Consider the following 24,921-nt stretch of genomic DNA (forward strand, 5'->3'; position numbering starts at 1 on the left):
GTCGACATGGCAATATCTGGAGACGATCGGCACTTGTAGGCTTCGCTTAACTTATCACCTGATAATCATGAAAAAAATTTTTGCATTGCTCGCGCTTGCGGGCGTAGCCAATCTTTCCGTCGCGGCGGAAGTGGTCGGCAATGCCGCTAATGCAAGGGCCAAGGTTGAGATGTGTATCGGCTGCCACGGCATCCCGGGTTACAAGGCCACCTTCCCCGAAGTCTACCAAGTGCCCAAGCTGGGCGGCCAGTCGGCAAAATACATTGAAAGCGCGCTGAAGGCCTATCAAAAGGGGGAGCGCAAGCACCCGACCATGCAAGGTATCGCCGCCAGCCTGACTGAGCAGGATATCGCCGATGTCGCGGCATATTATTCTCAGCAAAAATAAGGGGAGCCCGATGAAAAACCTGTTCAAAACCGCAATCCTGGCGCTCGCCTCCGCATTGGCTGTGAGCGCCCATGCCGCGGGCGATATCGAGGCTGGCAAGGCTGCTGCGCAGAAGTACAACTGCTTCACATGCCACGGCCAGGATTACAACTCGCCGATCGATCCTTCCTATCCGAAGCTCGCTGGCCAGCACCAGGATTACCTGAAGCATGCGCTGATCGCTTATCAGCGTGGCGGCAATGCGCCAAACGGTCGTGGCAATGCGATCATGGGCGGTCAGGCCAAGCAGCTGAGCAAGCAGGATGTCGAAAACATTGCGGCTTATCTGGCCAGCCTGCAAGGCACGCTCGTGTTGCGTAAATAAGCGGATTCACTCCAGTGAAAAAGCCACGGATTCCGTGGCTTTTTTGTTTGGTGCGGATCGTGCTGGTGTCTTCAGCGGCTGCGTCGCTTCACGCATTCGATATAAGCTGCGCCATCGGGCGGCAAACCGCTGCGCTGCGAATTCCAGATCATCTCGCCCAGGCATTCCATGATCTGATGGTGCGCTTCATGCTCGGATTGCAGCTTGTGTGCCAGAGCCTGGAATGCCGCGCGAATGCCCGGCGGCTGGTCGATCGAGATCTGCTCGGCGATCGACAGGTGCATCGAGAGATGAAGAAACGGGTTGGCCTGGCCGCGCTCGACCGAATAATCTGCCGCCAGCGCGGCTTCGATTTCTTCCAGGTCGCCCGAGTATTCCGGATGCTGCATGATCCAGTCGCGCGCGATCGCTTCCAGCGGCGTCAGGATTTCATTGTTGCGCTGCTTGCGGTAAGCCTCGCAGAAAAAGCGCCGGACATCGTGTTGAGACGGATTGAACATGTTCAGATTCCTTTTTCCGGCAGCGGCGTCTTGTCCGGATATTCGCACAAGTCGGCGATGATGCAGTTCCAGCACATCGGCTTGCGCGCCACGCAGATATAGCGGCCATGCAGGATCAGCCAGTGGTGGGCGTCGTGGATGAACTCCTGCGGCACATTCTTCATCAGCTCGCGCTCGACGATATCGACATTCTTCCCTGGCGCGACACCGGTGCGATTGGAAACCCGGAAGATATGCGTATCGACAGCCATGACGGCTTCGCCGAAGGCGGTATTCAGCACCACGTTGGCAGTCTTGCGGCCGACGCCAGGCAGGGCTTGCAAGGCTTCGCGGGTACGTGGCACCTGGCCGCCATGCTGCTCGAGCAGGATGCGGCACGTCTCGATGACGTACTTGGCCTTGTTGCGGTACAGGTTGATGGTGTTGATATACGACATCAGGCCTTCCACCCCCAGCGCATAAATCGCTTTGGGCGTATTGGCAATCGGGAAGAGCACGCGCGTCGCCCGGTTCACCGAGGCATCCGTCGCCTGCGCCGAGAGAATCACCGCAATCAGCAATTCAAACGGTGTAGTGTAAGCCAGTTCGGTAGTGGGATGCGGATTAGCGGCACGCAGCCTTTCAAAGATCAATCGGCGCTTTTCGTCATTCATTGTGCTTGCCTCCGGCAGTCACGGCTGCCGCCATTTGTTCCTTTTTCAGCCGGGCGCGTTCGATCGCCGCCTGCACGATGGCTTTCTTGCGTGCCTGTTCGGCTTGCTGTTCGGGGCTGGTCACGGCTTCTGCTTCCAGCGCCTGCAACTTGGCCGCAGCCTTGGCAGCCAGACGCGCATCGTTTTCTTCCTTCTCGCGGCGCAGGCGCATGGTACGGAAGTCGTGGCGGCGGCGCGCATCGTCGGCCTGTTGCTGCGACCAGGCATCCCAGCCGGTACGATCGCGGGTAACGTTCACCATGCTGATGCAATCGACGGGGCAGGGCGCCACGCACAGGTCACAACCCGTGCAAAGGTCCGGCACGACGGTATGCATCTGCTTGGCCGCGCCGACGATGGCATCCACCGGGCAGGCCTGGATGCAGAGCGTGCAGCCGATGCAAAGGTTTTCATCGATGACTGCCACCGGGCGCGGCCGTTCCAGGCCATTGGCGGGATTCAGCGGGATGACAGGTTTTCCCAGCAGCGCGGCAAGACGGCCAACGCCTTCGGCGCCGCCGGGCGGACACTGGTTATAGGAAGCCTCGCCGCTGGCAATCGCTTCGGCATAAGGCCTGCATGCCGGATAGCCGCATTTTGTGCACTGAGTTTGCGGCAACAAGTCTTCGATTTGATCGACAAGCTGGACTGACACGGCGTTATTTTTCGATAAAACCAGCATTATCCGCGATGTTGAGGGGTTTCGCACAGGCGGCATACGGTTTGGCACATGTCGCTATTGCAGCCGCGATAAAAGTAAAAAAGGCCGTCCCGATACGGAACGGCCTTTTGCATGGCGCAGGAATCGATCAGGAATGCTTCTTGATGAATTCGCCAACCATCGGGCAAATGATTTCGCGCCAGCGACGGCCCGAGAAAATGCCGTAGTGGCCGCACTTCGGCGCCACATAATCCTGGCGCATATTCTTCGGGATGCCGCTGCACAGGTCGTGTGCGGCCTGCGTCTGGCCCGGACCGGAAATATCGTCCAGCTCGCCTTCGATGGTGAACAGCGCCACGTTCTTGATATCTTGCGGACGCACCAGCTTGCCGCCGATTTCCCAAGTGCCCTTAGGCAGTTGGAATTCCTGGAAGACGATCTTGATGGTTTCCAGATAATACTCGGCCGGCATGTCGAGCACGGCATTGTACTCATCGTAGAACTTGCGATGCGCTTCGGCAGAGTCGTTGTCGCCTTCGCGCAGGTGCATGTAGAAGTCCCAGTGGCTCTGCGCATGGCGGCTCGGGTTCATGGCGACGAAGCCGGCGTGCTGCAGGAAGCCCGGATAGACCTTGCGGCCATGGCCCGGATAATTGGGCGGCACGGCATAGATCACGGTATTCTCGAACCAGGAATAGGGCTTGTTGGTTGCGAGGTCGTTGACTTGCGTCGGCGACTTGCGCGGATCGATCGGGCCGCCCATCAGCGTCATGGACTTCGGCAGCATCGGATCGTTTTCGCTGGCCATCAGCGAGACGGCAGCCAGCACCGGCACGGTCGGCTGGCACACGGCCATCACGTGCACGTCCGGTCCCAGATGGCGAATGAAGTCCTGCACATAGTACACGTAATCATGCAGATGGAACGGGCCTTCGGAATACGGCACCATGCGCGCATCGAGCCAGTCGGAGACGTAGACGTCGTGGTTTTCCAGCATGCTGCGCACGGTATCGCGCAAGAGCGTGGCATGGTGGCCTGACAGCGGCGCGACGATCAATACTTTGGAATGCTTGAGTTTCGCGGTTTCGGCGTCGCTCAAATCTTTTTTGAAATGAATCAGGTTACAGAATGGCTTCTCAACAGCCGTTCGTTCAAGGATGCCGACTTCCTTGCCATTGACGGTAACTTTGTCAATGCCGAATTCGGGCTTTTCATAATGTTTGCCCAGGCGATACATCAACTCGTAACCGGCTGCGATGCGTTGCGCGAAGGGCGCATGAGCAAGTGGGGAAACCGGATTGGTAAACAGCTTGGCGGAGGCTTCTGCCCACTGAATCAAAGGATTAATGAAGCTGCGGTTTAATTCGTGAAATTGGTAGAGCATAGTCGCCTCATTGGAAAGTTCCTTGCAATAAATTTCTACTTTTATTGTTGCGACGCATCATAAACTATTTTGCTTCAGCGTGTAGGAAAAATCTTAACGCGCTTCAACAAAATTTACAAAGTAAGAAAAGTCTGCAAGCTAAAATTTTTCTCTTGAGTAATCTCAAACTGCGTATTGGTGCTCAGCAACATACCATAAAATGTCGGTCCGGATCAGACATTTGCCATGTATTTTCTTCAATCGCATGTCGTTTTCTTCCAACTAAATAAGGCTTATTACCAATAAAATCAATGGCTTATTGCTATTCCGTTAATTCCTGCAATGTCATGCTCAACTACGCTGTCAGACATACTGCCGTAAAATTGTTATCAAGATTTAATTAAATTGACACAGAGGAATATACTTACCCTAAGGAAGTAATTTCCACTCCTAATCTGGAGAGTGGCATCTTTATTCCTTCTATGTTTTTATCTTTCATGTAGCAGTGCAGCATAAGTCGTGCCATCTGCATAAAAGCAATGACATAAAGAAAAAGCCCCTGGCTTGAACGGCCAGGGGCTTTTTGGTGACGACTCGAAATAGTTAGTCGAACACTGGAGTTTCCACGCCCAAAATCTTGTGCAGCTTGGGAGACGTGGTGGTGTATTGCATATGAATCTTCTTTTCCGGGAAGATATATGGCGCGGCACCGAATGCAGCCAGCGCTGCTTCATGGAAGCCGGACAGGATCAGTTTCTTCTTGCCAGGATAGGTGTTGATGTCGCCCACCGCGAAAATGCCCGGAACATTGGTCTCGAACTTCTCGGTATCCACTACCTTCAGCTGCTTGCGCTCGATATCCAGACCCCATTCGGCGATCGGGCCGAGTTTCGGCGACAGACCGAAGAACACCAGCAAATAGTCCAGCGGCAGGCGGCGGGTCACGCCATCCGCACCGGTTACCTTGATTTCGGAGAGTTGCTCATCCTTGGATTCGTAGCCGGTGACTTGGCCAACCAGGAATTGCATCTCGAACTCTTCGCACAATTCCTTCATCTTGGCGACCGAAGCCGGTGCGGCGCGGAATTCCTCGCGACGATGCAGCAGGATGACGGATTCAGCCTTGCCGACGAAGTTCAGGGCCCAGTCCAGAGCTGAGTCGCCACCGCCGCAGATCACCAGGTTCTTGCCGTGGAAGCGGCTCGGATCCTTGACGCGATAGAAAAGCTGCTTACTTTCGAATTGCTCGATGCCGTCCACCTTCATGGTGCGCGGCTGGAAGGAGCCGACGCCGGCGGCGATGAAGATCGTCTTGGTGATGAAGCGGGTGCCAAGCGAGGTTTCGACGTTGAAGCGGCCATCTTCGCGCTTTTCGACGACGGTGACTTCCTGGTTCAGGTGGAAGGTCGGCTCGAACGGCTCGATCTGCTTCAAGAGGTTGTCGGTCAATTCCTGGCCGGTGCAGACAGGCACGGCAGGAATGTCGTAAATCGGCTTGTCCGGATACAGTTCCACGCACTGGCCGCCGACGACCGGCAGCGAATCGATCACGTGCGCCTTAATTTCCAGCAGGCCCAGTTCAAATACCTGGAACAGGCCGACCGGGCCGGCGCCGATAATCACGGCATCGGTTTCGATCGGCGCATTGGCGGAGTTGGTATTGGTGGCGAGGTTCGAGGCTTCGAGGCCGGCGCTGGTTTCCATACGACTGTCAAATTCCTGTTACATTAAAAAGATAAAAAAGCCGGTAATCGAATACAAGCGCCGGCTTCGGGATGGCATGCAAGACCTGCGACTGCGACGCTCGGGATGCGCACAGGCGTCATGCCCGTGCGATCAATGCATCAGCGTGCAAGGAATTGCAGCTTGTCCTTGACATCCTTCCATTCTTCCGCTTCGGGCAGCGGATCCTTGGTCTTGGTAATGGAAGGCCAGCTACGTGCCAGTTCGACATTGAGCTTGATGAATTGCTGCTGGTCGGCCGGAACGTCTTCTTCAGCATAAATGGCATTGACCGGGCATTCTGCTACGCATACTGCGCAATCGATGCATTCGTCGGGGTCGATGGCCAGGAAATTCGGGCCTTCGCGGAAGCAGTCCACCGGACATACATCGACGCAGTCGGTATAGCGACAACGGATGCAGGATTCGGTCACAACGTGGGTCATAACAGTCCTATCTACTATTTACGAAATGGGGAGATAAAATCAGCTGAAGGCGGACGCTGTTTGAAGATAAACAGTAATGTTCCGGCAATCATTTGCAAAGCCTTGTATTTTAAGGCATTTTATATCTTCCCACAAACAGCAGTTATACAGAATACGCATAAGCAAATTCGCAAATTGCTGGTGCGGCAAATTGACGGGCAAGCCGGCAGGGTCTGAAAAAGTTTTTAAATTCTGTTTAACGGCTTGCAAACAGCAATAACTTTGCGTAAGTTGTTGCTGCTATATTCTTTCGCCAAACCCCATGAAACCTGCAATTCTAGTCGCGCGTGCCATCTTTCCGGAAGTGGTGACGCGCCTTTCTTCTCATTTCGATATCGAAGCCAATCAGGATGACCAGGCCTGGCCTGCCGACGAATTTGGCCGGCGCCTGCAAGGCAAGCAGGGCTTGTTCTGCAGTGCCAACGAGCGCATATCGGCGGACTTGATCGTTGCATGCCCGCAGCTGAAAGTGATCGCCAACATGGCAGTGGGCTTTAACAATATCGATGTCGACGCCGCTACCCGGGCCGGGATCATGGTCACCAACACGCCGGACGTGCTCAACGAGACTACGGCCGATTTTGCCTGGGCGCTGCTGATGGCGGCTGCCCGTCGAGTCGGTGAGTCCGAACGCTGGCTGCGTGCCGGCCAATGGGAGCGCTGGCGCTACGATACGTTTCTCGGTGCGGACCTGCATGGCGCGACGCTGGGCATTCTCGGCATGGGACGCATCGGCCAGGCGATTGCGCGGCGCTCGCGCGGTTTCGACATGCAGGTGCTTTACCATAACCGCACGCGCCTGCCAGTCGATCTGGAGGCGGGCGCCAATGGCGCGCAGTACGTGGAAAAGGATGAGCTCCTGCGTCGTGCCGACCACCTCGTGCTGGTGCTGCCATATTCCGCCGCCACCCATCATGCCATCGGCGCTGCCGAGCTGGCGCTGATGAAGCCGACTGCCGTGCTGGTGAATATCGCGCGCGGCGGCATTGTCGATGATGTCTCACTGATTGCCGCATTGCGCGAACGGCGCATTGCCGCTGCCGGCCTTGATGTGTTTGAAAACGAGCCGGCATTCAATCCGGATTTTCTTACTCTCGATAATGCGGTCTTGACTCCGCATATCGGCAGTGCTTCCGTGCCGACGCGGCTTGCCATGGCGGCATGCGCTGCCGATAACCTGATCGCCGGGCTGTCGGGGCAAAGGCCGCCGAATTTGCTGAATCCGCAAGTCTTGTCGCTGCCATGACGGTACGTATTCAAAAATAAAAAAGCTGCGCAGAATATGCGCAGCTTTTTGAGCAAAGGGCAGCGAGGATTATTGGGCCTGCAATTATTGCGCCTTCAATTCCTCGACGAGATCAATGTACTGTTGCATGGCAGCTTCCTGCGCCGTGCCTTTCAGCGCATCCCACGCATCCCACTTCGCGCGGGCGACGAAATCGGTCATGCCTGGACGCTCGCCGGCGGCATCGCCGCTGCTGGCCTGTTTGTACAAGGCATACAGCTTCAGCAAAGTGAGGTTGTCCGGTCGCTCGGGCAGATTCTTCGATTCGGCGACCGCTTGTTCAAACTGATCTTGCAGGCTCATCTTGCTTACACTCCCAGCAGTTCAACTTCGAAGATCAATGTAGCATTCGGCGGGATCACGCCGCCGGCGCCGCGCGCGCCATACCCAAGCGAAGCGGGAATGATCAGCTTGCGTACGCCGCCGACCTTCATGCCTTGCACGCCCTGGTCCCAGCCCTTGATGACGTGACCCGCGCCCAACGGAAACTGGAAAGGATCGTTGCGGTCCTTGCTGGAGTCAAATTTGCTGCCGGCGCTGCCATCCGGGTTTTGCAGCCAGCCAGTGTAGTGCACGGTGACATAGGCGCCTTCGGTTGCTTCCGCGCCATTGCCGACGGAGATGTCTTCGTATTGCAGTCCGGTGGACGTCATGATGGTGGACATGGTTTTCCTTGAAAGTTGAATTGCAAAGCAGGGTGGTAGACTGATGGGATTGTAACGAAGAATAGGGAAATGATGGAAATCGTATGGGGGCCTGCAGCATGATCCGGCCGGTATTGCGTTCCTTTTTTATGGCTCTGCGCTCGCAATTGCATGTGCGCATGCTGTTGCTTACCATTGCACCTTTCCTGCTGTCGATCACTATCTGGGGCGTAGTGCTGTTCTTTACCTTGCAGCCGATGATCGACTGGCTGCATGCGTATTTTGCCGGGTATGGCTTGTTCCGCGAAGTCGGCAACTGGCTCAACGCCTTCGATACCGGCTTTGCCAGTTATGTCGTCGTGCCACTCATCGCGATGTGGATTCTATTGCCGCTGATGATACTGACGGCGCTGTTCTTCATCGCCTTGTTTGCCATGCCGGCGATCGTCCGGCATGTGGCTACTCGCCACTATCCGCAGCTGGAGCAGCGCCAGGGCGGCAGTATCTGGGGCAGCATGTGGCTGTCGTTTTACACGTTCATCCTGTTCGCGGTGCTATGGATCGCCACCTTGCCCTTGCTGTTTCTTCCGCCACTGGGCGTGATCGTGCAGGCGCTGCTATGGGGATGGCTCACATATAAAGTGCTGGCGTACGATGCGCTGTCCGAACATGCCGACCGCGAAGAATTGCGCGAGCTGCAAAGGCGACATCGCTGGCCGCTGCTATTGATCGGCACGATCACGGGCGCCCTCGGTGCGGCGCCCATGTTGCTGTGGCTGGGTGGTATCGTGGGCGCAGCCTTGTCGCTGGTGCTGTTTCCCTTGTTTGCAGCCGTGTCGATCTGGCTGTACGTGCTGGTATTCGTCTTCACAGGCCTGTGGTTTACGCACTTCTGCCTGGCGACGCTGGCCGAGATGCGAGAAGGGCTTGCGAAATCGCCGGCGACGACAGTGCAATTCAAGGATATTAACTAACTCGGAATTGGACAGAACATATGGCGTTCGGACTTATCATCATCGGCGATGAAATCCTTTCAGGCAGGCGCGTCGATCAGCACTTTGCCAAAGTGGTGCAATTGCTTGGCGAGCGCGGCTTGCTGCTGAGTTGGGCCGAATATCTCGGCGACGATCCGGAGCGCATCACTGCTACGCTGCGCCGCACGCTTGCCAGCGGGGACGTGGTTTTTTCTTGCGGAGGCATCGGCGCCACGCCGGATGATCGTACCCGCCAGTGCGCGGCGGCAGCCTTGGGCGTGCCTTTGGTCTTGCATCCCCAGGCAAAGCAACTAATCCAGGAGCGGATCACCGACATGGCGCGCGAAGCTGGCAAAACAGCGGAGTTGGATGCGCCGGAAAATCTTCAGCGCTTGAAAATGGGAGAGTTCCCCGAAGGGGCGCAACTTATTCCGAACCCCTACAACAAGATTCCCGGATTTTCCATCCAGGGACCAAAAATGGGCGCGCATTATTTTGTCCCGGGTTTTCCGGTGATGGCGTGGCCGATGATCGAATGGGCGCTGGATACGTATTACACCTCGCTATTTCACAAAGCCGCGCACGTGGAATACGCCTTACTGGCTTTCGGTGCAATGGAATCGGCGCTGACGCCTCTCATGGAAGAGATCGAAACACGTTATCCATCGGTGAAGGTATTCAGCCTGCCAAGCGTGGCCACGGCCGAGAGCAGGGCGTTTATCGAGCTGGGGGTAAAAGGAGAACCGGAGCAGGCGGCGTCAGCGTTCAGCTTTCTGCAGGCCGAACTGGACAGGATGAACGTGGAATATCGACAAACCTGAAATGACAATCTGATTCTGCAGGAGAAGACCTAAAAAACTTCGGGCCTGGCGGACAATGCATTCATGCTTGCATTATCCGCCAGGCCCGTTGCGTTTCTCAGCCTTTGCCTTGCGGGCGGCTGACGCCGCCGTCACGAGGCCTGAAAATTACTTCTTGGCTTTGGCAGTCTTGTTGGCAGCCTGGGAGAACTGTGCCACGGCGCTGCTCAGGTTGGTTTCCATCGTTTCGACGGCTTGCTTGGTGGTGTTGGCCAGTTGCTCATAGCTGGCGTTGGCGGTGCCGAAAGCCGACTTGACCAGGGCGATCACGTTTTCGGAACCGGCCGGTGCATTTTTGCTGGCTTCTTCGATCAGGGCCAGAACCTTGCGGTTGGCTTCAGCAACTTGCTCTTCAGCAGCCTTGGTGAATTCAGCTTGGGCGCTGGAAGCGATGCTGGCAACGTGACGGCCGTATGCCAGTGCTTTTTCAGCGTTCGGCTGGGCTTGAGCAGCGATCAGGGTCGACAGTTCTTGCGGATCCTTAGCAGCCAGCAATTGCTTGGCGGCAGAGTTCGAATCTTCCAGCGAAGACTTGACAGCGGTCAGGTTCAGGTCGACCAGTTTTTCCACGCTTTCGAATGCCTTGTTGGTCAGCGAGGTGATCAGGGCGATTTGCGCTTCGAAATTGGCTTTGGTGGCAGCGGTGAATTGTTCTTGATTGGGGAACATTGGGGACATGATAATTCCTTTAATAAATTAGTCAGAGTTTGGAGGCGACATGTATTGTGCGCCGCAACAAGACCTATTCTAAACCCAAATATCAAGGTGTCAAGAACTTTTTATTGCGCTGCACAATAAATTGTTTCAAAAAACAAACACAATGATCTTAGATATTTGATAATTATTGTCAGGAAATCAACAGTTTCATGACTTAAATCAACTGCACCGAGTGTGTAAAAGACAAATGCAGTCTTGCCTTTGAGGATTTAATTAAACAGGAACGAGCGCCAGAGCGAATGATCTGCAAGCAAGAATTCTTGCTATCTAGAATATTGTTTAATGATTGGGCCTAAATCCTTCATTCTCTTGCAGATTTTCATTATTTTGCTAGACTGCAATCTATTAAGCATTTGCAAGTCATGGGGGAGGCGGCTTTATGAAAAAGTCTGCGCTGGGTGCATTATTTTTAACGCTATGTATCGGCACGATTACGGCAGAGGCTGCGACACGAGCCAGCGCAGGCTCCGCGTCGCGTTCGGCCGCTAAGAAGACCATCGTTAAAAAGACCGCAGCACCGCCACCCCGGAAACGCAAAGTCGTTGCCGCCAAAGAGAAAACCACGCGCACCACAGTCGTTAGCCAGAACTCCAGGGAAAAAATCGTCAAGCAGGTCAGCGTCGTCAACGGCAAGCGCAAGGTCAGCTATGAGCAGGTGACGGCGCGCCGTGTCATGCCTTCGGTAGCGCCCGTACTTACGGCGGGCGATCTGGCGGGATTAAACCGGACGCATGACCCGCTGGAACTGAAGTCGAATGTGGCGCTGGTGGTCGATGAATCCTCTTCTGAAGTGCTGTTTGAAAAAAATCCGGATATCGCACTGCCGATTGCTTCCATTACCAAGCTGATGACCGGCCTGGTCGTGGTGGAATCGAACCAGAATATGGAAGAAGTGCTGGAAGTGACGACGGATGATATCGATCGCCTGAAGAATAGCGCTTCACGCCTGGCCATCGGCACGCGCCTGTCTCGGGCGAATCTCTTGCATCTGGCTTTGATGAGTTCGGAAAACCGTGCCGCGTCAGCGCTTGGCCGTAACTATCCTGGTGGCTTGCCTGCCTTTGTGGCTGCCATGAATGCCAAGGCCAGAGTGCTGGGCATGCGCGATACGCATTTTGTTGATTCCAACGGTTTATCCAGCGGTAATGTCGCCAGCGCGCGTGACTTGGCGAAGCTCGTGGTAGCGGCACAAAAGCACCCGATTCTGGGGCAGTATTCGACCGCGCCGGATTCGGTGGTCGCATCGAACGGCAGGTCGCTGCAATATCGCAACACCAATCACCTGGTGAACAATCCCAACTGGGAAATCGGTTTGCAGAAAACCGGCTATATCGCTGAGGCGGGACGTTGCCTGGTCATGCAGACGTATATCAGGGGACGCTCGATCGTGATGGTATTTCTCGATTCGAAGGGAAAGGAATCGCGCCTGGGCGACGCAGCTCGCATCCGCAGGTGGATCGAGGCAGTCAAGTTCAATGCCGTTACTACTTCTGTCGCGGCAGGCGGTAACGGCTGAGCCCCGTGCTAAGTCGATAGCGGGAGCTCGTAAGCATCGTCAGGATGCACCGCCCTGCGGCACATAACCCAGCACGGCGGAAATCTGCGATGCCGTGCCGATCAGATCTTCCAGCCATTCTTCCTGCAGGCGATCAGCCGGCGCAGAGATCGACAGGCCAGCGACGAGTCGCCCGGAATCGTCCCGGATGCCGGCGGCCATGCAGCGCACGCCGAGTTCCAGTTCTTCATTATCCCGCGCATAGCCGAGTGCGCGCACCATGCTCAGCTCGCGTTCCAGCTTGGTCAAGTCGGTAATCGAATTCTTGTTGTGGCCGGCAAGCCCGGTACGGGTTGCATAGGCGCGTACAGCCTTGGGATCGTCCAGCGACAGAAAAAGCTTTCCGGTGGATGTCAGGTGCAAAGGCGCCCGGCCGCCGATAGCCCGTACCACTTGCATACCGGAACGCTCCGAGAAGGAACGATCGACATAGACGATCTCGTCACCCTGGCGTACCGACAGGTTGATGGTTTGATGCGTCTTCCGGTGCAGGTTGCGCATGAATTCGAGTGCCGCTTCACGCACATTGATGCGGCTCTTGACGATGTTGCCCAGCTCTAGCAGCCTCATGCCCAGACGATAGGAGCCCGGATCGGAGCGATCGACGAAACGCTTCAGCACCAGGTCATTGAGGATGCGGTGCGCAGTAGAGGGATGTAGACCAGTCGTTGCCGCCAAGTCTTTCAGACTGACTGGATCCGGCTGTTCTGCCAAGGCATCCAGCAGCGCTACCATGCGCTCGATCACCTGGATCGAGGTTTTGTCCGTATCACTTGTGGAATCGGGTTTCATAACGTGAAAATGTAAGGCGATGTTTGTTTATACCACAATGTGAAAAAATCAAAAAGACCCGTAGGAAATTTTGTGTCATATACGCTGCTACAATCCGAGTCTTTTACCGGCCAAGGCGGTGATGCATGTCCAACCAAGATTCCTCATTCAGCGAATTCAAAAGCAAGAGCGGTTTGAAACGGATTTCGTCCGCACTGTGTTATTCGCTAGCCGGATTGAAAACTGCCTGGACGCATGAGCATGCGTTTCGCCAGGAACTGATGGTTGCCATTCCCGGTTTCATCGTTGCCCTGCTTGTGCCGGTAAGCCCGGTGGAAAAACTGCTGTTGATTGGCGTGCTGGTCCTGGTGTTGATTACCGAGCTGATCAATTCTTCCATTGAGGCGATCGTCGATCGTGTGTCACTGGAACGCCATCCTTTGTCGAAGAATGCCAAGGATCTGGGCAGTGCGGCAGTCTTGCTCGCCGTTCTTCTCGCCATGGCTACATGGGCGGTGATTCTGCTGCCGCTGCTTATTGGCCGCATCTAAATACAGGATATCGTACCTGCTGTTCCAGTTACGCCGGATGGCGACTGTAATCTGGCAGCACATCCGTACTGCGTTTGCGCATGTCATATAAATATGCGAAATGCTTCGTTGTCTGTGCTTTTGTTCTTCCCTACCATCGGTGCATACAGCACTCAAAAGGGATGGAACAACAATGTACAAGACAATCAAAAAAATCACCGTAGTATTGCTGGCTTCCGCACTTGGTTTCGCAAGTGCGGCGAAGGCCGAGCCACTGAAAGAAATCAAACTCGACTACGCTTATTATTCGCCGCAGAGCCTGGTCATCAAACGCAATGGCTGGCTGGAACAGGAATTCAAGGCACAAGGCGTGAAGATCAGCTGGGTGTTTTCACGTGGCAGCAATAATTCTCTGGAATTCCTGAATAGCGGTGCATCCAACTTTGCGCTTACCTCTGGCATTTCTGCGCTGGTAGCGCGTACCAACGGTCAGCCGGTCAAAGCCGTCTACAGTTTTCAATGGTCTGAGCCTAGCGCGCTCGTCGTGACTGCGAATTCGCCGATTCGCGCTGTGGCTGACATCAAGGGAAGGAAAGTTGCCGCCACCAAGGGCACCGATCCTTATTTCTTCCTGCTGCGCACTTTTGATGCAAATAGCCTGAAGCCATCCGATGTCGAGATCGTCCATCTGCAGCATCCCGAAGGGCGTACGGCGCTAGAGCAGGGGCGCGTCGATGTCTGGGCCGGCTTGGATCCGCATATGGCTGCGGCACAGAATGGCGGCGCGCGCTTCGTGTATCGCAATCCGGCATTTGGCCTGGGGGCGTTTCTCAATACCAGCGAATCGTTTTTGAGCGAGCAGCCGCAGGCCGTGCGTGCGGTGCTGAAGGCATACGAGCGGGCACGCCGCTGGATTGTCGCCAATCCGAAGCAGGCTGCCGAACTGGTGGCCGAGGAAACCAAGCTGCCGGTGGAGGTGATCGCTTTGCAAATGGGGCGCTACAGCTTTGACCGCCCCGTGCCGGGTGCAGCGCATATCGAGGCAATTAAGCCGGTGATTCCATTGCTGCGTCAGGACGGTATCCTGCGCCGCAATGCCGATGTGGATGGCCCGCTGAATACCCTGATCGACGCGCGCATTGCAGCCGACGTCGTCGCGGAGAAGTAATCATGTCCGGGCAAGCCATCATCCTGGGGGCGGAGGGCGCCAAAGCAGCCGATCTCAGCAGCACGTCGAGGGTACGCACATTTGCTATTTCATTGCGCTCTCAACCGCTGGCCTGGCTGCGTGGGCTCGCGCTGCCGGCGGTTGTGCTGGCGGGCCTGGAAGCCTCTGTGCGCCTTGGCTGGGTGCCGGCTCACTTGATGCCAGCCCCGAGCGACCTGTTCTATACCTTGCTTGAACTCGCTGATGGTCCTTTGTGGCGCCATATCGCTGCGAGCGCCAAGCGCGTATTTGCCGGATTCGGGATTGGCGCCATGCTGGCCATCGTGTTTGGCGCGCTGGTCGGTTTGAGCAAGGTGGCGGAAGACTATATCGAGCCGAGCTTTCAGGCCCTGCGTGCCGTGCCTGGCCTGGCATGGGTGCCGCTGCTGCTGATATGGCTGGGGATCGATGAGACTTCCAAGATTACCTTGATTGCGATCGGCGCATTCTTTCCGGTCTACCTGAACCTTGTTGCGGGAATCCGCAATGTGGATCGCAAACTGGTCGAGGTCGGCAGCATGTATGGCTTATCCCAATTGGCGCTGGTCCGCCGCATTTTCATCCCGGCCGCCAAGCCTTATCTGTTTACCGGCTTGCGCAGCGGCTTGTCGATGGCATGGCTGTGCGTGGTGGCGGCGGAACTTCTGGCCGCGACCCAGGGTATCGGTTACCTGTTGACCGACGGGCGCGAGGTGTCCCGGCCGGACCTGGTGCTGGTGGCGATCATTGTGCTGGCAGCCATGGGCAAGCTCACCGACAGCGTCTTGAAATACTGGGAAGCGCGCAGTCTGCAATGGCGGGATGTATTTGCAGGAGCCGCATAGTGAGTAAGCTCCTCAATATTCGCGTCGCGCAAAAAACCTTCGGCGCAACCGTGGTGCTGGAAGACGTGGAGCTGGCACTGGCCGAGCAGGAAATCGTGGCCTTGCTCGGCCCCAGTGGTTGCGGCAAGAGTACATTGCTGCGGATCGCGGCGGGTCTGGACCTGGACTACGCGGGCAATGTCGAGTACGCGACCGAGCTGACGGCGCGCCGCAATTCCGGCGTGGCATACGTGTTCCAGGAACCGCGCCTGATGCCATGGCTGACGGTGGCGCAAAACATTGGCTTCGCCGATGGCAAACAAGCTGACCAGAAATGGATTTCGCAATTGCTGGAAGAAGTGGGGCTGGGCGGCTGGGAGTCGGCCTTGCCGAAACAGCTCTCCGGCGGCATGGCGCAGCGGGTGGCGATTGCCCGAGGCTTGTACTCGCGTCCGCGCGTCTTGCTGCTGGATGAACCCTTCAGCGCAGTCGATGCATTTACCCGAATGAAGCTGCAGGATTTGCTGTTGAGCCTGGCGCGCGAGCACGGGATTTCCTTGCTGCTCGTGACGCATGACATCGATGAATCGTTGTATCTGGCCGACCGCGTGCTGGTCATGGGTAGCCGCCCCGGGAATGTGCGCAAGTCGATTCATGTGCCGCTGCCGCAACCACGCAACCGTGCCGACGAATGGCTGGTTTCATTGAAAGCCGAGGCGCTGGCCGAACTGCACGAGTCGCATGCAATTTGAGAACGACAGATAGGATGGCAAGATGGGCAACTTACCCAATTTGAGCGAATTGCAGCAACAAGCTGCCGGCTCTGAGCATGGCAAACCGCATCACCTTTTTCATCGTGACTTTGGCGCGCTGACGGAGGCGGTGGAGCGAACGGCTTCGGTACTGGCGTTGACCGCGCCCGAACGCGACCGGCAAGGCGGCACTGCCTGGGCCGAACGGCAAGCCTTGCGTGATAGCGGCTTGCTGACGCTTGCGGTGCCTGCCGCATTCGGCGGTCCGGAAGCTTCCTGGCCATTTATTTACCGCGTCATTCGCCGTTTTGCCGAAGTCGACAGTTCGCTTGCCCACCTGTTTGCCTTTCAACACCTGCAAGTGGCCAGCATCATCCTGTTTGCCAACCCCGTGCAGAAAGCGCGTTATCTGGGCGGGACCGTGTCCGAAGGCTGGTTCTGGGGGAATGGCACCAATAGCCTGGGCAATCAGGTGCGGCTGGTCTGGCGCGAGGAGGGCGGCTATTACGAATTGAGCGGCACCAAGACATTTTGTTCGGGAGCGACTGGCTCGGACATGCTGAATGTGACGGCGCCGCATCCGGAGCGTCCGGATGAGCGCGTATTCTTTGCCATCCCAACCAAGCGCGCCGGCATTCATGTTCTGGACGACTGGGACAATCTGGGGCAACGTCAAACCGACAGCGGTTCAGTGATTTTCGATAACGTGCGGGTCGAGCGCGACGAGGTGCTGGGGCCGCCGGGCACTGCCGGCACGCCGAGGGCGACGCTGCGCACCCTGGTGTCGCAGGTCATCCTGACGGAAATCTATATCGGCAATGCTCAGGGGGCGCTGCAGAATGCCTGGAAATATACGCACGAGCACGCAAAGCCATGGATGACTTCCGGCGTTGCCAGGGCAATCGATGATCCGTTCGTCCATCAACATTACGGCGACTTGTGGATTGCGCTGCGTAGCGCAATCGCCTTGACGGAAGCCGCGGAAGGCCAGTTGCAGCAAGCCTGGGAGCGTGGCGACGCCTTGACTGCGGATGAGCGTGGAAGGCTGGCTGTGACGATTTACGAGGCAAAGCTTGTCGCTGCCCGCGCCGCGCTCGAAGTGACTTCGAAGATTTTCGAGGTGATGGGCGCGCGCGCTACCGCAGCGAAGTATGGATTCGACCGCTTCTGGCGCAACGTACGGGTGCATACCTTGCACGACTCGCTCGACTACAAGCTGAAGGATGTGGGGAGCTGGGTGCTGACGGGAACGGTGCCGGCGCCTTCCATCTATTCCTGAGTGGCGCCTCGTTATTTGAACTTATTCTAGATAAAGGGCATGCCGCAAGATGCATGCCTCTCGCGGCAAAACTAAAATGCCATGTCCCATGCGCCATGCGGTTGTGCCTGGCGTTACTCCTCGCTGTCGTTATGCAAAACGATTTCGCCCGCTTCCTGTAATCGCACCCGCTCCTCGAACTGCCACTGCCGATAGAACATAGACTTCACCGGCACGAGGGTTCTGGGATGCGGAAGCGCAATCCAGGCTCGTTCCTCTTGATTGCGATTGACGCGTTTGTGAAATTGCGGCTCGAAGCTGACTGCCATTGTCTTTCCGTCCTTGATAAAGCTTGGCGTGATGCGCTTGCGATGATATACAAAAGAATGATCATCGGATGAGTTACAAGCTTAGGTCGCGATCGGGCAAGTCAAAACGAATATTTTTGAATATTTATATACTGTCAGCCTTCAGACAGAAATTCACCGCGCCGCGAATCGTCGGGCAATGAAGGAAAGCCATGTGCAGGATGCAGTCAAGACTAAAGAATATTGTCGCGCTGGCAGGTTTGCTCCTGTCGCTCGGCGCCGGCCTGCCTGCGCACGCTGCGGCATTACGAATTGGCCTGGCTGCAGACGTGTCCACGCTCGATCCGCATTATCTGAATATCGCCCCGAATATTGCGCTGGCCTCGCATATGTTCGATACGCTGGTCGCGGTTAATCCAGATGGTCAACTGGTGCCCGGACTGGCGGTGTCGTGGCGTGCCGTGGATGCGACGACGTGGGAATTCAGGTTGCGGTCAGGCGTGAAGTTCCACGACGGTACCGAGCTGACAGCCGAGGATGTGCTGTTTTCGCTGGACCGCCCGGCCACCCTGGTCAGTAGTCCGGGGCCATTTACGAGCTATACCAAGCAGATCGTAGCCAAGGAGGCTCCCGATCCGCACACCATTATCCTCAAGACGGCAAGGCCGTACGGGCCGCTGCCGCTGGACCTGAGTTCGATTTTCATCGTTTCGAAGAAAGCGGCGTTGCATGCGAAAACCGCCGATTTCAATAGCGGGAAAGCGGCGATCGGTAGCGGACCATTCAAGCTGGTGCAATTTCTGCGTGGGGACCGCATCGAACTGGCGCGCAATGAGTTTTATTGGGGCGAAAAGCCGGCCTGGGACAAGGTCAGCCTGCGCATTCTTACCAGTAATGCGCCGCGCCTGGCGGCCTTGCTGGCAGGGGATGTCGATGCCATCGAAGGCGTACCGGCCGCGCATATCGAACGGATCAAGGCCGACCCGAATTTGCACCTGGAGCAGAAAGTCTCCTGGCGCACCCTGTTCTGGCATCTGGACCAGTCCGACCGGCCATCGCCATTCATCACCGATAAAGCTGGCAAGCCATTGCCGCGCAATCCCTTGCGCGATATCCGGGTCAGGCAAGCGATTTCCAGGGCGATCGATCGGCAGGCCCTGGTCAGCCGTACCATGGAGGGTCTGGCGCTGCCGGCTTCGAATCTGGTGGCGCCGGGAATATTTGGTCACAATCCAGATCTGCCGGTTGAGAAATACGACCCTGAAGGCGCAAAAAAATTGCTGACGCAAGCGGGCTACCCGGATGGCTTTGCGCTAATGCTGCATGGTCCTAACAATCGCTATATCAACGACGCAGCAGTGGTGCAAACGGTAGCCCAGTTTCTCAATCGGGTCGGCATCGCGACGCGCGTGCAAACATTGCCGCTTTCGGTTTATTTCGGCAAGGCGCGCAATGGCGAGTTCAGCGCTGCGCTGCTCGGATGGGGGTCGCTGGCCGGTGACTTTGCGCTGCGCACCGTGGTTGGTACGTCCAATCCGCAAACTGGGTGGGGAAGCTGGAATTGGGGGAAATACAGTAATCCTGCCGTCGATGATCTTGTGCGTCATGCCTTGTCATCGGTGGAGCCGGCGCAGCGCGAAGAGTTTGCCCGCGACGCCGCAGGAATTGCCTTGGGCGAGTATGCGGTGGTGCCGCTGCACCATCAGTATGCAACCTGGGCAATGCGCAAGGGATTGAAGTACACTGCGCGGACCGATGAGTTTACCTTTGCCCACCTTTTTCATCCTCAGTAGTATGGCGCCTGCTTTGAATGCCCAGGCTTGCACTCGAGTCGCGGAGCGATAAGCCATGATCGCTTTCGTGCTTCGTCGCCTGATGCAAAGCCTTATCGTCCTGCTGGCGATGTCCCTGCTTGTCTTTGCCGGTGTGCATGCGATCGGCAATCCGGTGGATGTGCTGATCAGCCCCGATGCCAGCCAGGCAGAGCGGGCGCAGATCATTGCTGCATTCGGCCTCGATCAGCCATTGTGGCACCAGTACATCCTGTTCCTCAAAAATGCTGCGCAAGGCGATATGGGCACATCGTATGTTTACTCCACGCCGGCATTCGGCCTGATCCTTGAGCGCTTGCCTGCCACGATGGAATTGGCGGTGGCGGCAATCCTGATCGCCATCGTTTTCGGCATTCCGCTTGGACTATGGGCTGGACTGAAACTGGATAGCGTTATCGGCAAAGCGATCATGGCGGCATCCATCCTCGGCATATCGCTGCCCACGTTCTGGGTAGGACTGATGCTGATCATGTTTTTTGCAGTACAGCTGGGCTGGCTGCCGGCCGGTGGAAGAGGGCCGACAACTTTGATATTCGGCGTGCCGGTCAGTTTTCTGAGCCTTGAAGGCTTGCGCCACCTGATGTTGCCGGCCTTGAACCTGGCGCTCGCTAATGTCGCGTTGATCACTCGCCTTGCCCGTGCCGGGACGCTGGACGCGATGCAGCAGGAATATGTGAAGTTCGCGCGTGCCAAGGGTTTGTCTTCCGCTCGTATCGTCGGCGTGCATGTGCTGAAGAATATTCTCATCCCGATCGTGACAGTGCTGGCGCTGCAGTTCGGGGCAATCATCGCGTTTTCCATCGTGACGGAGACCGTGTTCGCCTGGCCTGGTATGGGCAAGCTGATCATCGATTCGATCCGCGTGCTGGACCGGCCTGTAATTGTCGCCTACATGATTCTGGTGGCGACGCTATTCGTGCTGATTAACCTGGCGGCAGACCTGGTGTATTCCCTGCTGGACCCTAGAGTGCGTCTGGCTGGAGGAACGGCACAATGACTGCCATGACACAGCCTCAGCGCGAATCGGCAGCATGGCAGCGTGTTGTACGGATTTATTTCTCCAGCCGTACCGCGACAGCCGGCGCGCTGCTCCTTGCAGCCATTCTCCTGGCTGCGCTGCTTGCGCCGCTGATCTCGCCGCAAAACCCGTATGACCTTTCAAGGCTTAACCTGCTGGATGCGCGCCTGGCGCCGGGGGCCGTGTCGACGGATGGCAGCCTGACTTTCCTGCTGGGTGCGGACGCGCAAGGGCGCGACATGCTGTCGGCGATCCTGTACGGGATGCGTATCTCGGTCACGGTGGGTGTCGTCAGCACACTGATTGCGCTGAGCATCGGACTGATCGTCGGGCTTTGGGCAGGCTACCGTGGTGGCCGCATCGATGCCATCCTCATGCGACTGGTGGATATTCAATTGTCCTTCCCGTCGATCATGATTGCCCTGGTGCTGCTGGCGTTGAGCGGACCGGGACTTGGCAAGATCATTTTCGCGCTGGCTGCGGCGCAGTGGGCGTATTACGCCAGGACCGCGCGCAGCACGGCACTGGTCGAACGCCGCAAGGAATATATCGAGGCGGCGACATCACTGGGTTTATCGGATGCGCGCATCCTGTTTCGCCATTTGCTGCCGAACTGTCTGCCGCCCCTGATCGTGGTGGCTGCACTGCAGGTGGCATCGGCAATTTCGCTGGAAGCGACCTTGTCGTTCCTTGGTCTCGGTTTGCCGGTGACGGAGCCGTCGCTTGGACTGCTGATCTCCAATGGTTTTGAGTATATGTTGTCCGGTAAATACTGGATCAGTTTGTATCCGGGCATCGCCTTGTTGCTGATGGTGGCGGCGATCACGCTGGTAGCGGACCGCCTGCGGGATGTGCTGAATCCGCGCCTGGAAGTGAGGATGCCATGACTGGCCCGAACACTTTGCCGACCCTCGCCGTCAAAGGCTTGACGACGGAAATCCCGAGCGGAGGTGCGGTTCTCAGGCCGGTGGACGATGTGTCGTTTGAGATCCATCCAGGCCAGATCATGGGACTGGTTGGCGAATCGGGCTCAGGCAAATCCATGACTGCCTTTTCCATCTTGAGGATGCTGGATGCGCCGGGACGTATCAGCGCGGGCAGTATCCAATTCCAGGGAAAAGACTTGCGTGCTCTGGACGAGCATGGCATGCGCGATTTGCGCGGCAACCGCATCGCCATGATCTTTCAGGACCCGGCCACCAGCCTGAACCCGGTGCTGCGCATCGATACGCAGATGATCGAAGCCATCACCGCACACCGCCGCATCGGCAAGCGTGCCGCGCGCGACCTGGCACGAGAGGCTCTCGCCAAAGTTGGCATTACGTCCCCCGATGAACGGCTGCTCGCCTATCCGCATCAGTTTTCCGGTGGCATGCGGCAGCGGGTTGCCATTGCCATCGCCATGCTTAACAAGCCGGACCTGATTATTTGCGACGAGCCGACCACCGCGCTGGATGTCACGATCCAGGCACAGATCCTGGCGCAGATGCAGGCGCTATGCCGCGAGGCTGGCACGGCCTTGATCTGGATTACGCACGATCTTGCCGTGGTCGCCGGTTTTGCCGATACGGTGGCAGTGATGTATGCCGGCCGCATCGTGGAAATCGGCACGGTCGAACGTGTGCTGCAGCAGCCGCGCCATCCTTATACGCATGGCTTGATCGCTTCGGCGCCATCGCGCAATCCGCGTGGTCAGCCGTTGCCGCAAATTCGCGGCATGGTGCCGCCCTTGTCGGCACTGCCGGATGGCTGCGCCTTTCGCGACCGCTGTGCGCGTGCCACGTCGGTTTGTCACAGTGTGCCGGCTCTCGAACACATGGATGGACGGCTGGTGCGTTGCTTCCACCCGGTGATGGAGGAGGGCGCATGAGCCAGCATCCAAATCCTATCCTCGAATTCGACGATGTCAGCAAGACGTTTTCCCAGCCTGTCGATTTCGCCGGGCGCATTGCGCGGGTAATGACGCGCAATGCCAGTAAGCCCGTTGTCAATGCAGTTGACCGCGTCTCGCTATCGGTCAGTCATGGTGAAGTAGTGGGGCTGGTAGGCGAGTCGGGAAGTGGCAAGTCTACCCTGGGGCGCATTGCGGTGGGCTTGTTGCAGCCTTCGCGCGGCACGGTGCACTGGCAGGGAAAACCTCTGGAACAATTGGATAACGAAGCTAGTCGCCGTAAGCAGCTTGCCGCACAAATGGTTTTCCAGGATCCGTATGCCTCGCTCAATCCAAGGATGAGGGTCGTCGACATCGTGGGTGAAGCGCCGGTTGCGCATGGCTTGGTACAAAAAAAGGATAAGGAAACGTACGTTGCCGATCTTTTGCAAAAGGTCGGGCTGGATGCAGCCATGCTGCAGCGTTTTCCTCACCAGTTTTCCGGCGGCCAGCGGGCTCGCATCGGCATCGCCCGCGCCATTGCCGTGCAGCCGCAATTCCTGGTGTGCGACGAGCCTGTGGCTGCGCTCGATGTATCGGTACAAGCCCAGGTAATCAATCTGTTCATGCAATTGCGTGCCGAACTGGGGTTGAGCTATCTATTCATCAGCCACGACCTGGGCGTGGTCAGGCATATGGCTGACCGGGTCGCCGTGATGTATCTGGGGCGCATCGTGGAAATCGCGCCAACGGAAGAACTTTTCCTGCGGGCGAATCATCCGTATACCGTGATGCTGCTGGCTTCCATGCCGGTCCTGGATGTCGGGCAAAGGCGCGCGATTCCGATTGCTGGGGAGGGGACGTCGATGGAAACAATACACTCAGGTTGTCGTTTTCATTCACGCTGCCCGCATGCCGTGCCGCGTTGCCAGGTTGACGAACCGAAGTTACGGGAAGTGGCGCCCGGACATTGGTCTGCCTGTCATCTGAACCGTCAAGACGATTAATTTTCTAGTACGTTATTAATCGAGATAACCGGATAAAAAAACGCCACCATTGCTGGTGGCGTGTGAATTCCAATCGGATGATTTGGAGGAGACGCTTTCAATATAGTGCAGCGGGAGCAGTATGTAATCGAATTTGATTGCATAAGCATATACCGCACGGTGTATTCGCAAAACCGATATCAATCTGCAAAAACATTCGTTTGATCGCTTCAAGTCCTTGCCTAGAATGCAATCCGTTTTCACCTCGAACTCGGATCCAGTATGTCCATTCCAGCATTCAAGTCCGCGCGCCGTGCGTTCATTTCATCGTTGATAGGGTTGCCCTTGCTGGTGAGTATGCCTGCATATGCACAGAAAGCATCGGACACTGTGCGCATTGGCTACCAAAAATCATCGACCTTACTTACGATTATCAAGGCGCGCGGCTCGCTTGATCAATTGCTGGCGCCGCATGGTCTGAAAGTGAGCTGGCACGAATTCAGCAGCGGCTTGCCATTGCTCGAAGCACTGAATGTCGGTGGCGTCGATCTGAGTGCCGATGTCGCCGATACCGTCCCGGTCTTTGCCCAGGCGGCAGGCGCGAAGTTGGCGTATGTCGCGCAGGAAGCGCCATCGCCTTCGGCTCAGGCCATCGTGGTGCGAGCGGACTCGCCGATCAAGTCCGTGGCCGATCTCAAGGGTAAAAAAGTGGCGGTGACCAAGGCAGCCGGTAGCCATTACTTGCTCATTGCCTTGCTGGAAAAGGCAGGATTGAAATTCAAGGATATTCAACCGGCTTATCTCGCGCCGGCTGATGGCCGCGCCGCCTTCGAGCGCGGCAGCGTCGATGCCTGGGTCGCATGGGATCCGTTCCTTGCTGGCGTGCAGCGCCAATCCCCGGTGCGTATCCTGGCCGACGGCACCAATGTGGCCGATTACCAGCGCTATTACCTGGCTGCGGCACCCTTTGCGGAATCTCGCCCGGAAATCGTCAAAATCGTGTTCGACGAGTTGCAGAAGACCGGGCGATGGGTAAAACAGAATCCCAGGGAAGCGGCGGCCTTGCTGGCACCGGTCTGGGGACTCGATGCCTCCACCATCGAGCTGGCCAACGGGCGCAGAAGCTATGAAGTGCGAACTGTCGTGGCAGACGCCTTGCGTGAGCAGCAAAGTATCGCGGATGCATTTTTTGCCGAAGGCTTGCTGCCTAAACGCGTGAACACACTCGACGTGCCGATCTGGAAACCGGCCAAGTAAATTTTGCAGCCCATAAATCAATCACATGGATTACGTTGATCTGATCACGACAATCGGGGCAATCGCTGTAGTGATTGTCGCCTTGCTGTATCCATTGAATCAGTCGGATAAAGGCGATG

At 56.8% G+C, this 24,921-nt stretch carries 28 protein-coding genes; 17 read left to right on the forward strand and 11 right to left on the reverse strand.

Annotated elements, in window-relative coordinates; all coding sequences use genetic code 11:
- Positions 1 to 67: 67 nt before the first annotated feature.
- Positions 68 to 388, forward strand: a complete 321-nt coding sequence (locus EDC30_RS11405; RefSeq protein WP_132258963.1) for a c-type cytochrome — start codon at positions 68 to 70, stop codon at positions 386 to 388.
- Between the two features lie 10 nt (positions 389 to 398).
- On the forward strand, positions 399 to 752 hold the full coding sequence (locus EDC30_RS11410; protein ID WP_132258964.1) for a c-type cytochrome: 354 nt from the start codon (positions 399 to 401) through the stop codon (positions 750 to 752).
- A 71-nt stretch (positions 753 to 823) separates the two neighbouring features.
- On the opposite strand, the gene EDC30_RS11415 is transcribed toward EDC30_RS11410, so the two are convergent.
- The 6 genes from EDC30_RS11415 to fdxA all read right to left on the reverse strand — a co-directional run bounded on the left by EDC30_RS11415 (position 824) and on the right by fdxA (position 6,136).
- Complete coding sequence (locus tag EDC30_RS11415; protein ID WP_132258965.1) at positions 824 to 1,252, reverse strand: DUF1841 family protein; 429 nt, start codon at positions 1,250 to 1,252, stop codon at positions 824 to 826.
- A gap of 2 nt (positions 1,253 to 1,254) precedes the next feature.
- A complete protein-coding gene (nth, locus tag EDC30_RS11420; protein WP_132258966.1) occupies positions 1,255 to 1,905 on the reverse strand; it encodes an endonuclease III in 651 nt (216 codons plus the stop codon).
- Entirely contained in the window at positions 1,898 to 2,599 is a 702-nt protein-coding gene (gene rsxB, locus EDC30_RS11425) for an electron transport complex subunit RsxB (protein WP_424446914.1), read from the reverse strand. The genes nth and rsxB overlap by 8 nt, the downstream gene beginning before the upstream one ends.
- 154 nt (positions 2,600 to 2,753) lie before the next feature.
- Complete coding sequence (locus EDC30_RS11430) at positions 2,754 to 3,989, reverse strand: polyhydroxyalkanoate depolymerase (RefSeq protein WP_132258968.1); 1,236 nt, start codon at positions 3,987 to 3,989, stop codon at positions 2,754 to 2,756.
- 582 nt (positions 3,990 to 4,571) lie between these two features.
- A complete protein-coding gene (locus tag EDC30_RS11435) occupies positions 4,572 to 5,672 on the reverse strand; it encodes an NAD(P)/FAD-dependent oxidoreductase (protein ID WP_243656740.1) in 1,101 nt (366 codons plus the stop codon).
- Between the two features lie 140 nt (positions 5,673 to 5,812).
- Positions 5,813 to 6,136: a ferredoxin FdxA gene (fdxA, locus tag EDC30_RS11440; RefSeq protein WP_132258969.1), complete on the reverse strand. Its 324-nt coding sequence runs from the start codon at positions 6,134 to 6,136 to the stop codon at positions 5,813 to 5,815.
- Between the two features lie 301 nt (positions 6,137 to 6,437).
- Here fdxA and EDC30_RS11445 point away from each other — a divergent pair, with 301 nt between their 5' ends.
- A complete protein-coding gene (locus EDC30_RS11445; protein ID WP_132258970.1) occupies positions 6,438 to 7,421 on the forward strand; it encodes a 2-hydroxyacid dehydrogenase in 984 nt (327 codons plus the stop codon).
- Between the two features lie 84 nt (positions 7,422 to 7,505).
- On the opposite strand, the gene EDC30_RS11450 is transcribed toward EDC30_RS11445, so the two are convergent.
- Together EDC30_RS11450 and EDC30_RS11455 are read right to left on the reverse strand one after the other, a co-directional pair.
- Positions 7,506 to 7,763: an acyl-CoA-binding protein gene (locus tag EDC30_RS11450; protein WP_132258971.1), complete on the reverse strand. Its 258-nt coding sequence runs from the start codon at positions 7,761 to 7,763 to the stop codon at positions 7,506 to 7,508.
- A 5-nt stretch (positions 7,764 to 7,768) separates the two neighbouring features.
- The gene (locus EDC30_RS11455) at positions 7,769 to 8,125 is read right to left on the reverse strand and encodes an FKBP-type peptidyl-prolyl cis-trans isomerase (protein ID WP_132258972.1); all 357 of its coding nucleotides are present in this window, start codon (positions 8,123 to 8,125) and stop codon (positions 7,769 to 7,771) included.
- 83 nt (positions 8,126 to 8,208) lie between these two features.
- Between EDC30_RS11455 and EDC30_RS11460 the strand changes: the two genes are divergently transcribed.
- Positions 8,209 to 9,078 (forward strand): EI24 domain-containing protein, encoded by an 870-nt coding sequence (locus tag EDC30_RS11460; RefSeq protein ID WP_243656741.1) that lies wholly within the window; start codon positions 8,209 to 8,211, stop codon positions 9,076 to 9,078.
- Positions 9,079 to 9,098: 20 nt separating this feature from the next.
- Positions 9,099 to 9,899: a competence/damage-inducible protein A gene (locus tag EDC30_RS11465; RefSeq protein ID WP_132258973.1), complete on the forward strand. Its 801-nt coding sequence runs from the start codon at positions 9,099 to 9,101 to the stop codon at positions 9,897 to 9,899.
- Positions 9,900 to 10,046: 147 nt separating this feature from the next.
- Here EDC30_RS11465 and phaP read toward each other — a convergent pair whose 3' ends face one another.
- Positions 10,047 to 10,607: a TIGR01841 family phasin gene (phaP, locus tag EDC30_RS11470; protein ID WP_132259028.1), complete on the reverse strand. Its 561-nt coding sequence runs from the start codon at positions 10,605 to 10,607 to the stop codon at positions 10,047 to 10,049.
- Positions 10,608 to 11,034: 427 nt separating this feature from the next.
- On the opposite strand from phaP, the gene pbpG reads away from it, so the two are divergent.
- Positions 11,035 to 12,171: a D-alanyl-D-alanine endopeptidase gene (gene pbpG / locus EDC30_RS11475; protein WP_132258974.1), complete on the forward strand. Its 1,137-nt coding sequence runs from the start codon at positions 11,035 to 11,037 to the stop codon at positions 12,169 to 12,171.
- Positions 12,172 to 12,210: 39 nt separating this feature from the next.
- On the opposite strand, the gene EDC30_RS11480 is transcribed toward pbpG, so the two are convergent.
- On the reverse strand, positions 12,211 to 13,002 hold the full coding sequence (locus EDC30_RS11480; RefSeq protein WP_132258975.1) for an IclR family transcriptional regulator: 792 nt from the start codon (positions 13,000 to 13,002) through the stop codon (positions 12,211 to 12,213).
- A gap of 125 nt (positions 13,003 to 13,127) precedes the next feature.
- Here EDC30_RS11480 and EDC30_RS11485 point away from each other — a divergent pair, with 125 nt between their 5' ends.
- The 5 genes from EDC30_RS11485 to EDC30_RS11505 all read left to right on the forward strand — a co-directional run bounded on the left by EDC30_RS11485 (position 13,128) and on the right by EDC30_RS11505 (position 17,552).
- Positions 13,128 to 13,532: a diacylglycerol kinase gene (locus EDC30_RS11485; RefSeq protein ID WP_132258976.1), complete on the forward strand. Its 405-nt coding sequence runs from the start codon at positions 13,128 to 13,130 to the stop codon at positions 13,530 to 13,532.
- Between the two features lie 172 nt (positions 13,533 to 13,704).
- Positions 13,705 to 14,679 carry an aliphatic sulfonate ABC transporter substrate-binding protein gene (locus EDC30_RS11490; protein WP_132258977.1) on the forward strand — a complete coding sequence of 325 codons (975 nt, stop codon included), beginning with the start codon at positions 13,705 to 13,707 and terminating at the stop codon, positions 14,677 to 14,679.
- A gap of 2 nt (positions 14,680 to 14,681) precedes the next feature.
- Positions 14,682 to 15,542, forward strand: a complete 861-nt coding sequence (locus EDC30_RS11495; RefSeq protein WP_132258978.1) for an ABC transporter permease — start codon at positions 14,682 to 14,684, stop codon at positions 15,540 to 15,542.
- Positions 15,542 to 16,273, forward strand: a complete 732-nt coding sequence (locus EDC30_RS11500; RefSeq protein WP_207907263.1) for an ABC transporter ATP-binding protein — start codon at positions 15,542 to 15,544, stop codon at positions 16,271 to 16,273. The genes EDC30_RS11495 and EDC30_RS11500 overlap by 1 nt, the downstream gene beginning before the upstream one ends.
- Before the next feature lie 22 nt (positions 16,274 to 16,295).
- Positions 16,296 to 17,552: an acyl-CoA dehydrogenase family protein gene (locus EDC30_RS11505; RefSeq protein ID WP_132258980.1), complete on the forward strand. Its 1,257-nt coding sequence runs from the start codon at positions 16,296 to 16,298 to the stop codon at positions 17,550 to 17,552.
- Positions 17,553 to 17,665: 113 nt separating this feature from the next.
- Here EDC30_RS11505 and EDC30_RS11510 read toward each other — a convergent pair whose 3' ends face one another.
- Positions 17,666 to 17,860 (reverse strand): hypothetical protein, encoded by a 195-nt coding sequence (locus tag EDC30_RS11510; protein WP_132258981.1) that lies wholly within the window; start codon positions 17,858 to 17,860, stop codon positions 17,666 to 17,668.
- 200 nt (positions 17,861 to 18,060) lie between these two features.
- Between EDC30_RS11510 and EDC30_RS11515 the strand changes: the two genes are divergently transcribed.
- The 6 genes from EDC30_RS11515 (at position 18,061) to EDC30_RS11540 (ending at position 24,802) form a co-directional block, all read left to right on the forward strand.
- The gene (locus tag EDC30_RS11515; RefSeq protein WP_132258982.1) at positions 18,061 to 19,632 is read left to right on the forward strand and encodes an ABC transporter substrate-binding protein; all 1,572 of its coding nucleotides are present in this window, start codon (positions 18,061 to 18,063) and stop codon (positions 19,630 to 19,632) included.
- A gap of 55 nt (positions 19,633 to 19,687) precedes the next feature.
- On the forward strand, positions 19,688 to 20,668 hold the full coding sequence (locus EDC30_RS11520) for an ABC transporter permease (protein ID WP_132258983.1): 981 nt from the start codon (positions 19,688 to 19,690) through the stop codon (positions 20,666 to 20,668).
- Entirely contained in the window at positions 20,665 to 21,576 is a 912-nt protein-coding gene (locus tag EDC30_RS11525) for an ABC transporter permease (RefSeq protein ID WP_132258984.1), read from the forward strand. The genes EDC30_RS11520 and EDC30_RS11525 overlap by 4 nt, the downstream gene beginning before the upstream one ends.
- Positions 21,573 to 22,559: an ABC transporter ATP-binding protein gene (locus tag EDC30_RS11530; RefSeq protein ID WP_132258985.1), complete on the forward strand. Its 987-nt coding sequence runs from the start codon at positions 21,573 to 21,575 to the stop codon at positions 22,557 to 22,559. The genes EDC30_RS11525 and EDC30_RS11530 overlap by 4 nt, the downstream gene beginning before the upstream one ends.
- Positions 22,556 to 23,566: an ABC transporter ATP-binding protein gene (locus EDC30_RS11535; protein ID WP_132258986.1), complete on the forward strand. Its 1,011-nt coding sequence runs from the start codon at positions 22,556 to 22,558 to the stop codon at positions 23,564 to 23,566. The genes EDC30_RS11530 and EDC30_RS11535 overlap by 4 nt, the downstream gene beginning before the upstream one ends.
- A 261-nt stretch (positions 23,567 to 23,827) precedes the next feature.
- Entirely contained in the window at positions 23,828 to 24,802 is a 975-nt protein-coding gene (locus EDC30_RS11540) for an aliphatic sulfonate ABC transporter substrate-binding protein (protein WP_132258987.1), read from the forward strand.
- The last annotated feature ends 119 nt before the right edge of the window (positions 24,803 to 24,921 follow it).

The sequence above is a fragment of the Paucimonas lemoignei genome, from assembly GCF_004342585.1.
GTDB lineage: Bacteria > Pseudomonadota > Gammaproteobacteria > Burkholderiales > Burkholderiaceae_D > Paucimonas > Paucimonas lemoignei.

Bases quoted from the DNA above. Each gene is read 5' to 3' on its own strand.
- EDC30_RS11405 (WP_132258963.1), top strand. From the start codon at position 68: ATGAAAAAAATTTTTGCATTGCTCGCGCTTGCGGGCGTAGCCAATCTT.
- EDC30_RS11410 (WP_132258964.1), top strand. From the start codon at position 399: ATGAAAAACCTGTTCAAAACCGCAATCCTGGCGCTCGCCTCCGCATTG.
- EDC30_RS11415 (WP_132258965.1), bottom strand. From the start codon at position 1,252: ATGTTCAATCCGTCTCAACACGATGTCCGGCGCTTTTTCTGCGAGGCT.
- nth (WP_132258966.1), bottom strand. From the start codon at position 1,905: ATGAATGACGAAAAGCGCCGATTGATCTTTGAAAGGCTGCGTGCCGCT.
- EDC30_RS11430 (WP_132258968.1), bottom strand. From the start codon at position 3,989: ATGCTCTACCAATTTCACGAATTAAACCGCAGCTTCATTAATCCTTTG.
- EDC30_RS11435 (WP_243656740.1), bottom strand. From the start codon at position 5,672: ATGGAAACCAGCGCCGGCCTCGAAGCCTCGAACCTCGCCACCAATACC.
- fdxA (WP_132258969.1), bottom strand. From the start codon at position 6,136: ATGACCCACGTTGTGACCGAATCCTGCATCCGTTGTCGCTATACCGAC.
- EDC30_RS11445 (WP_132258970.1), top strand. From the start codon at position 6,438: ATGAAACCTGCAATTCTAGTCGCGCGTGCCATCTTTCCGGAAGTGGTG.
- EDC30_RS11450 (WP_132258971.1), bottom strand. From the start codon at position 7,763: ATGAGCCTGCAAGATCAGTTTGAACAAGCGGTCGCCGAATCGAAGAAT.
- EDC30_RS11455 (WP_132258972.1), bottom strand. From the start codon at position 8,125: ATGTCCACCATCATGACGTCCACCGGACTGCAATACGAAGACATCTCC.
- EDC30_RS11460 (WP_243656741.1), top strand. From the start codon at position 8,209: ATGGGGGCCTGCAGCATGATCCGGCCGGTATTGCGTTCCTTTTTTATG.
- EDC30_RS11465 (WP_132258973.1), top strand. From the start codon at position 9,099: ATGGCGTTCGGACTTATCATCATCGGCGATGAAATCCTTTCAGGCAGG.
- phaP (WP_132259028.1), bottom strand. From the start codon at position 10,607: ATGTTCCCCAATCAAGAACAATTCACCGCTGCCACCAAAGCCAATTTC.
- pbpG (WP_132258974.1), top strand. From the start codon at position 11,035: ATGAAAAAGTCTGCGCTGGGTGCATTATTTTTAACGCTATGTATCGGC.
- EDC30_RS11480 (WP_132258975.1), bottom strand. From the start codon at position 13,002: ATGAAACCCGATTCCACAAGTGATACGGACAAAACCTCGATCCAGGTG.
- EDC30_RS11485 (WP_132258976.1), top strand. From the start codon at position 13,128: ATGTCCAACCAAGATTCCTCATTCAGCGAATTCAAAAGCAAGAGCGGT.
- EDC30_RS11490 (WP_132258977.1), top strand. From the start codon at position 13,705: ATGTACAAGACAATCAAAAAAATCACCGTAGTATTGCTGGCTTCCGCA.
- EDC30_RS11495 (WP_132258978.1), top strand. From the start codon at position 14,682: ATGTCCGGGCAAGCCATCATCCTGGGGGCGGAGGGCGCCAAAGCAGCC.
- EDC30_RS11505 (WP_132258980.1), top strand. From the start codon at position 16,296: ATGGGCAACTTACCCAATTTGAGCGAATTGCAGCAACAAGCTGCCGGC.
- EDC30_RS11510 (WP_132258981.1), bottom strand. From the start codon at position 17,860: ATGGCAGTCAGCTTCGAGCCGCAATTTCACAAACGCGTCAATCGCAAT.
- EDC30_RS11515 (WP_132258982.1), top strand. From the start codon at position 18,061: ATGCAGTCAAGACTAAAGAATATTGTCGCGCTGGCAGGTTTGCTCCTG.
- EDC30_RS11520 (WP_132258983.1), top strand. From the start codon at position 19,688: ATGATCGCTTTCGTGCTTCGTCGCCTGATGCAAAGCCTTATCGTCCTG.
- EDC30_RS11525 (WP_132258984.1), top strand. From the start codon at position 20,665: ATGACTGCCATGACACAGCCTCAGCGCGAATCGGCAGCATGGCAGCGT.
- EDC30_RS11530 (WP_132258985.1), top strand. From the start codon at position 21,573: ATGACTGGCCCGAACACTTTGCCGACCCTCGCCGTCAAAGGCTTGACG.
- EDC30_RS11535 (WP_132258986.1), top strand. From the start codon at position 22,556: ATGAGCCAGCATCCAAATCCTATCCTCGAATTCGACGATGTCAGCAAG.
- EDC30_RS11540 (WP_132258987.1), top strand. From the start codon at position 23,828: ATGTCCATTCCAGCATTCAAGTCCGCGCGCCGTGCGTTCATTTCATCG.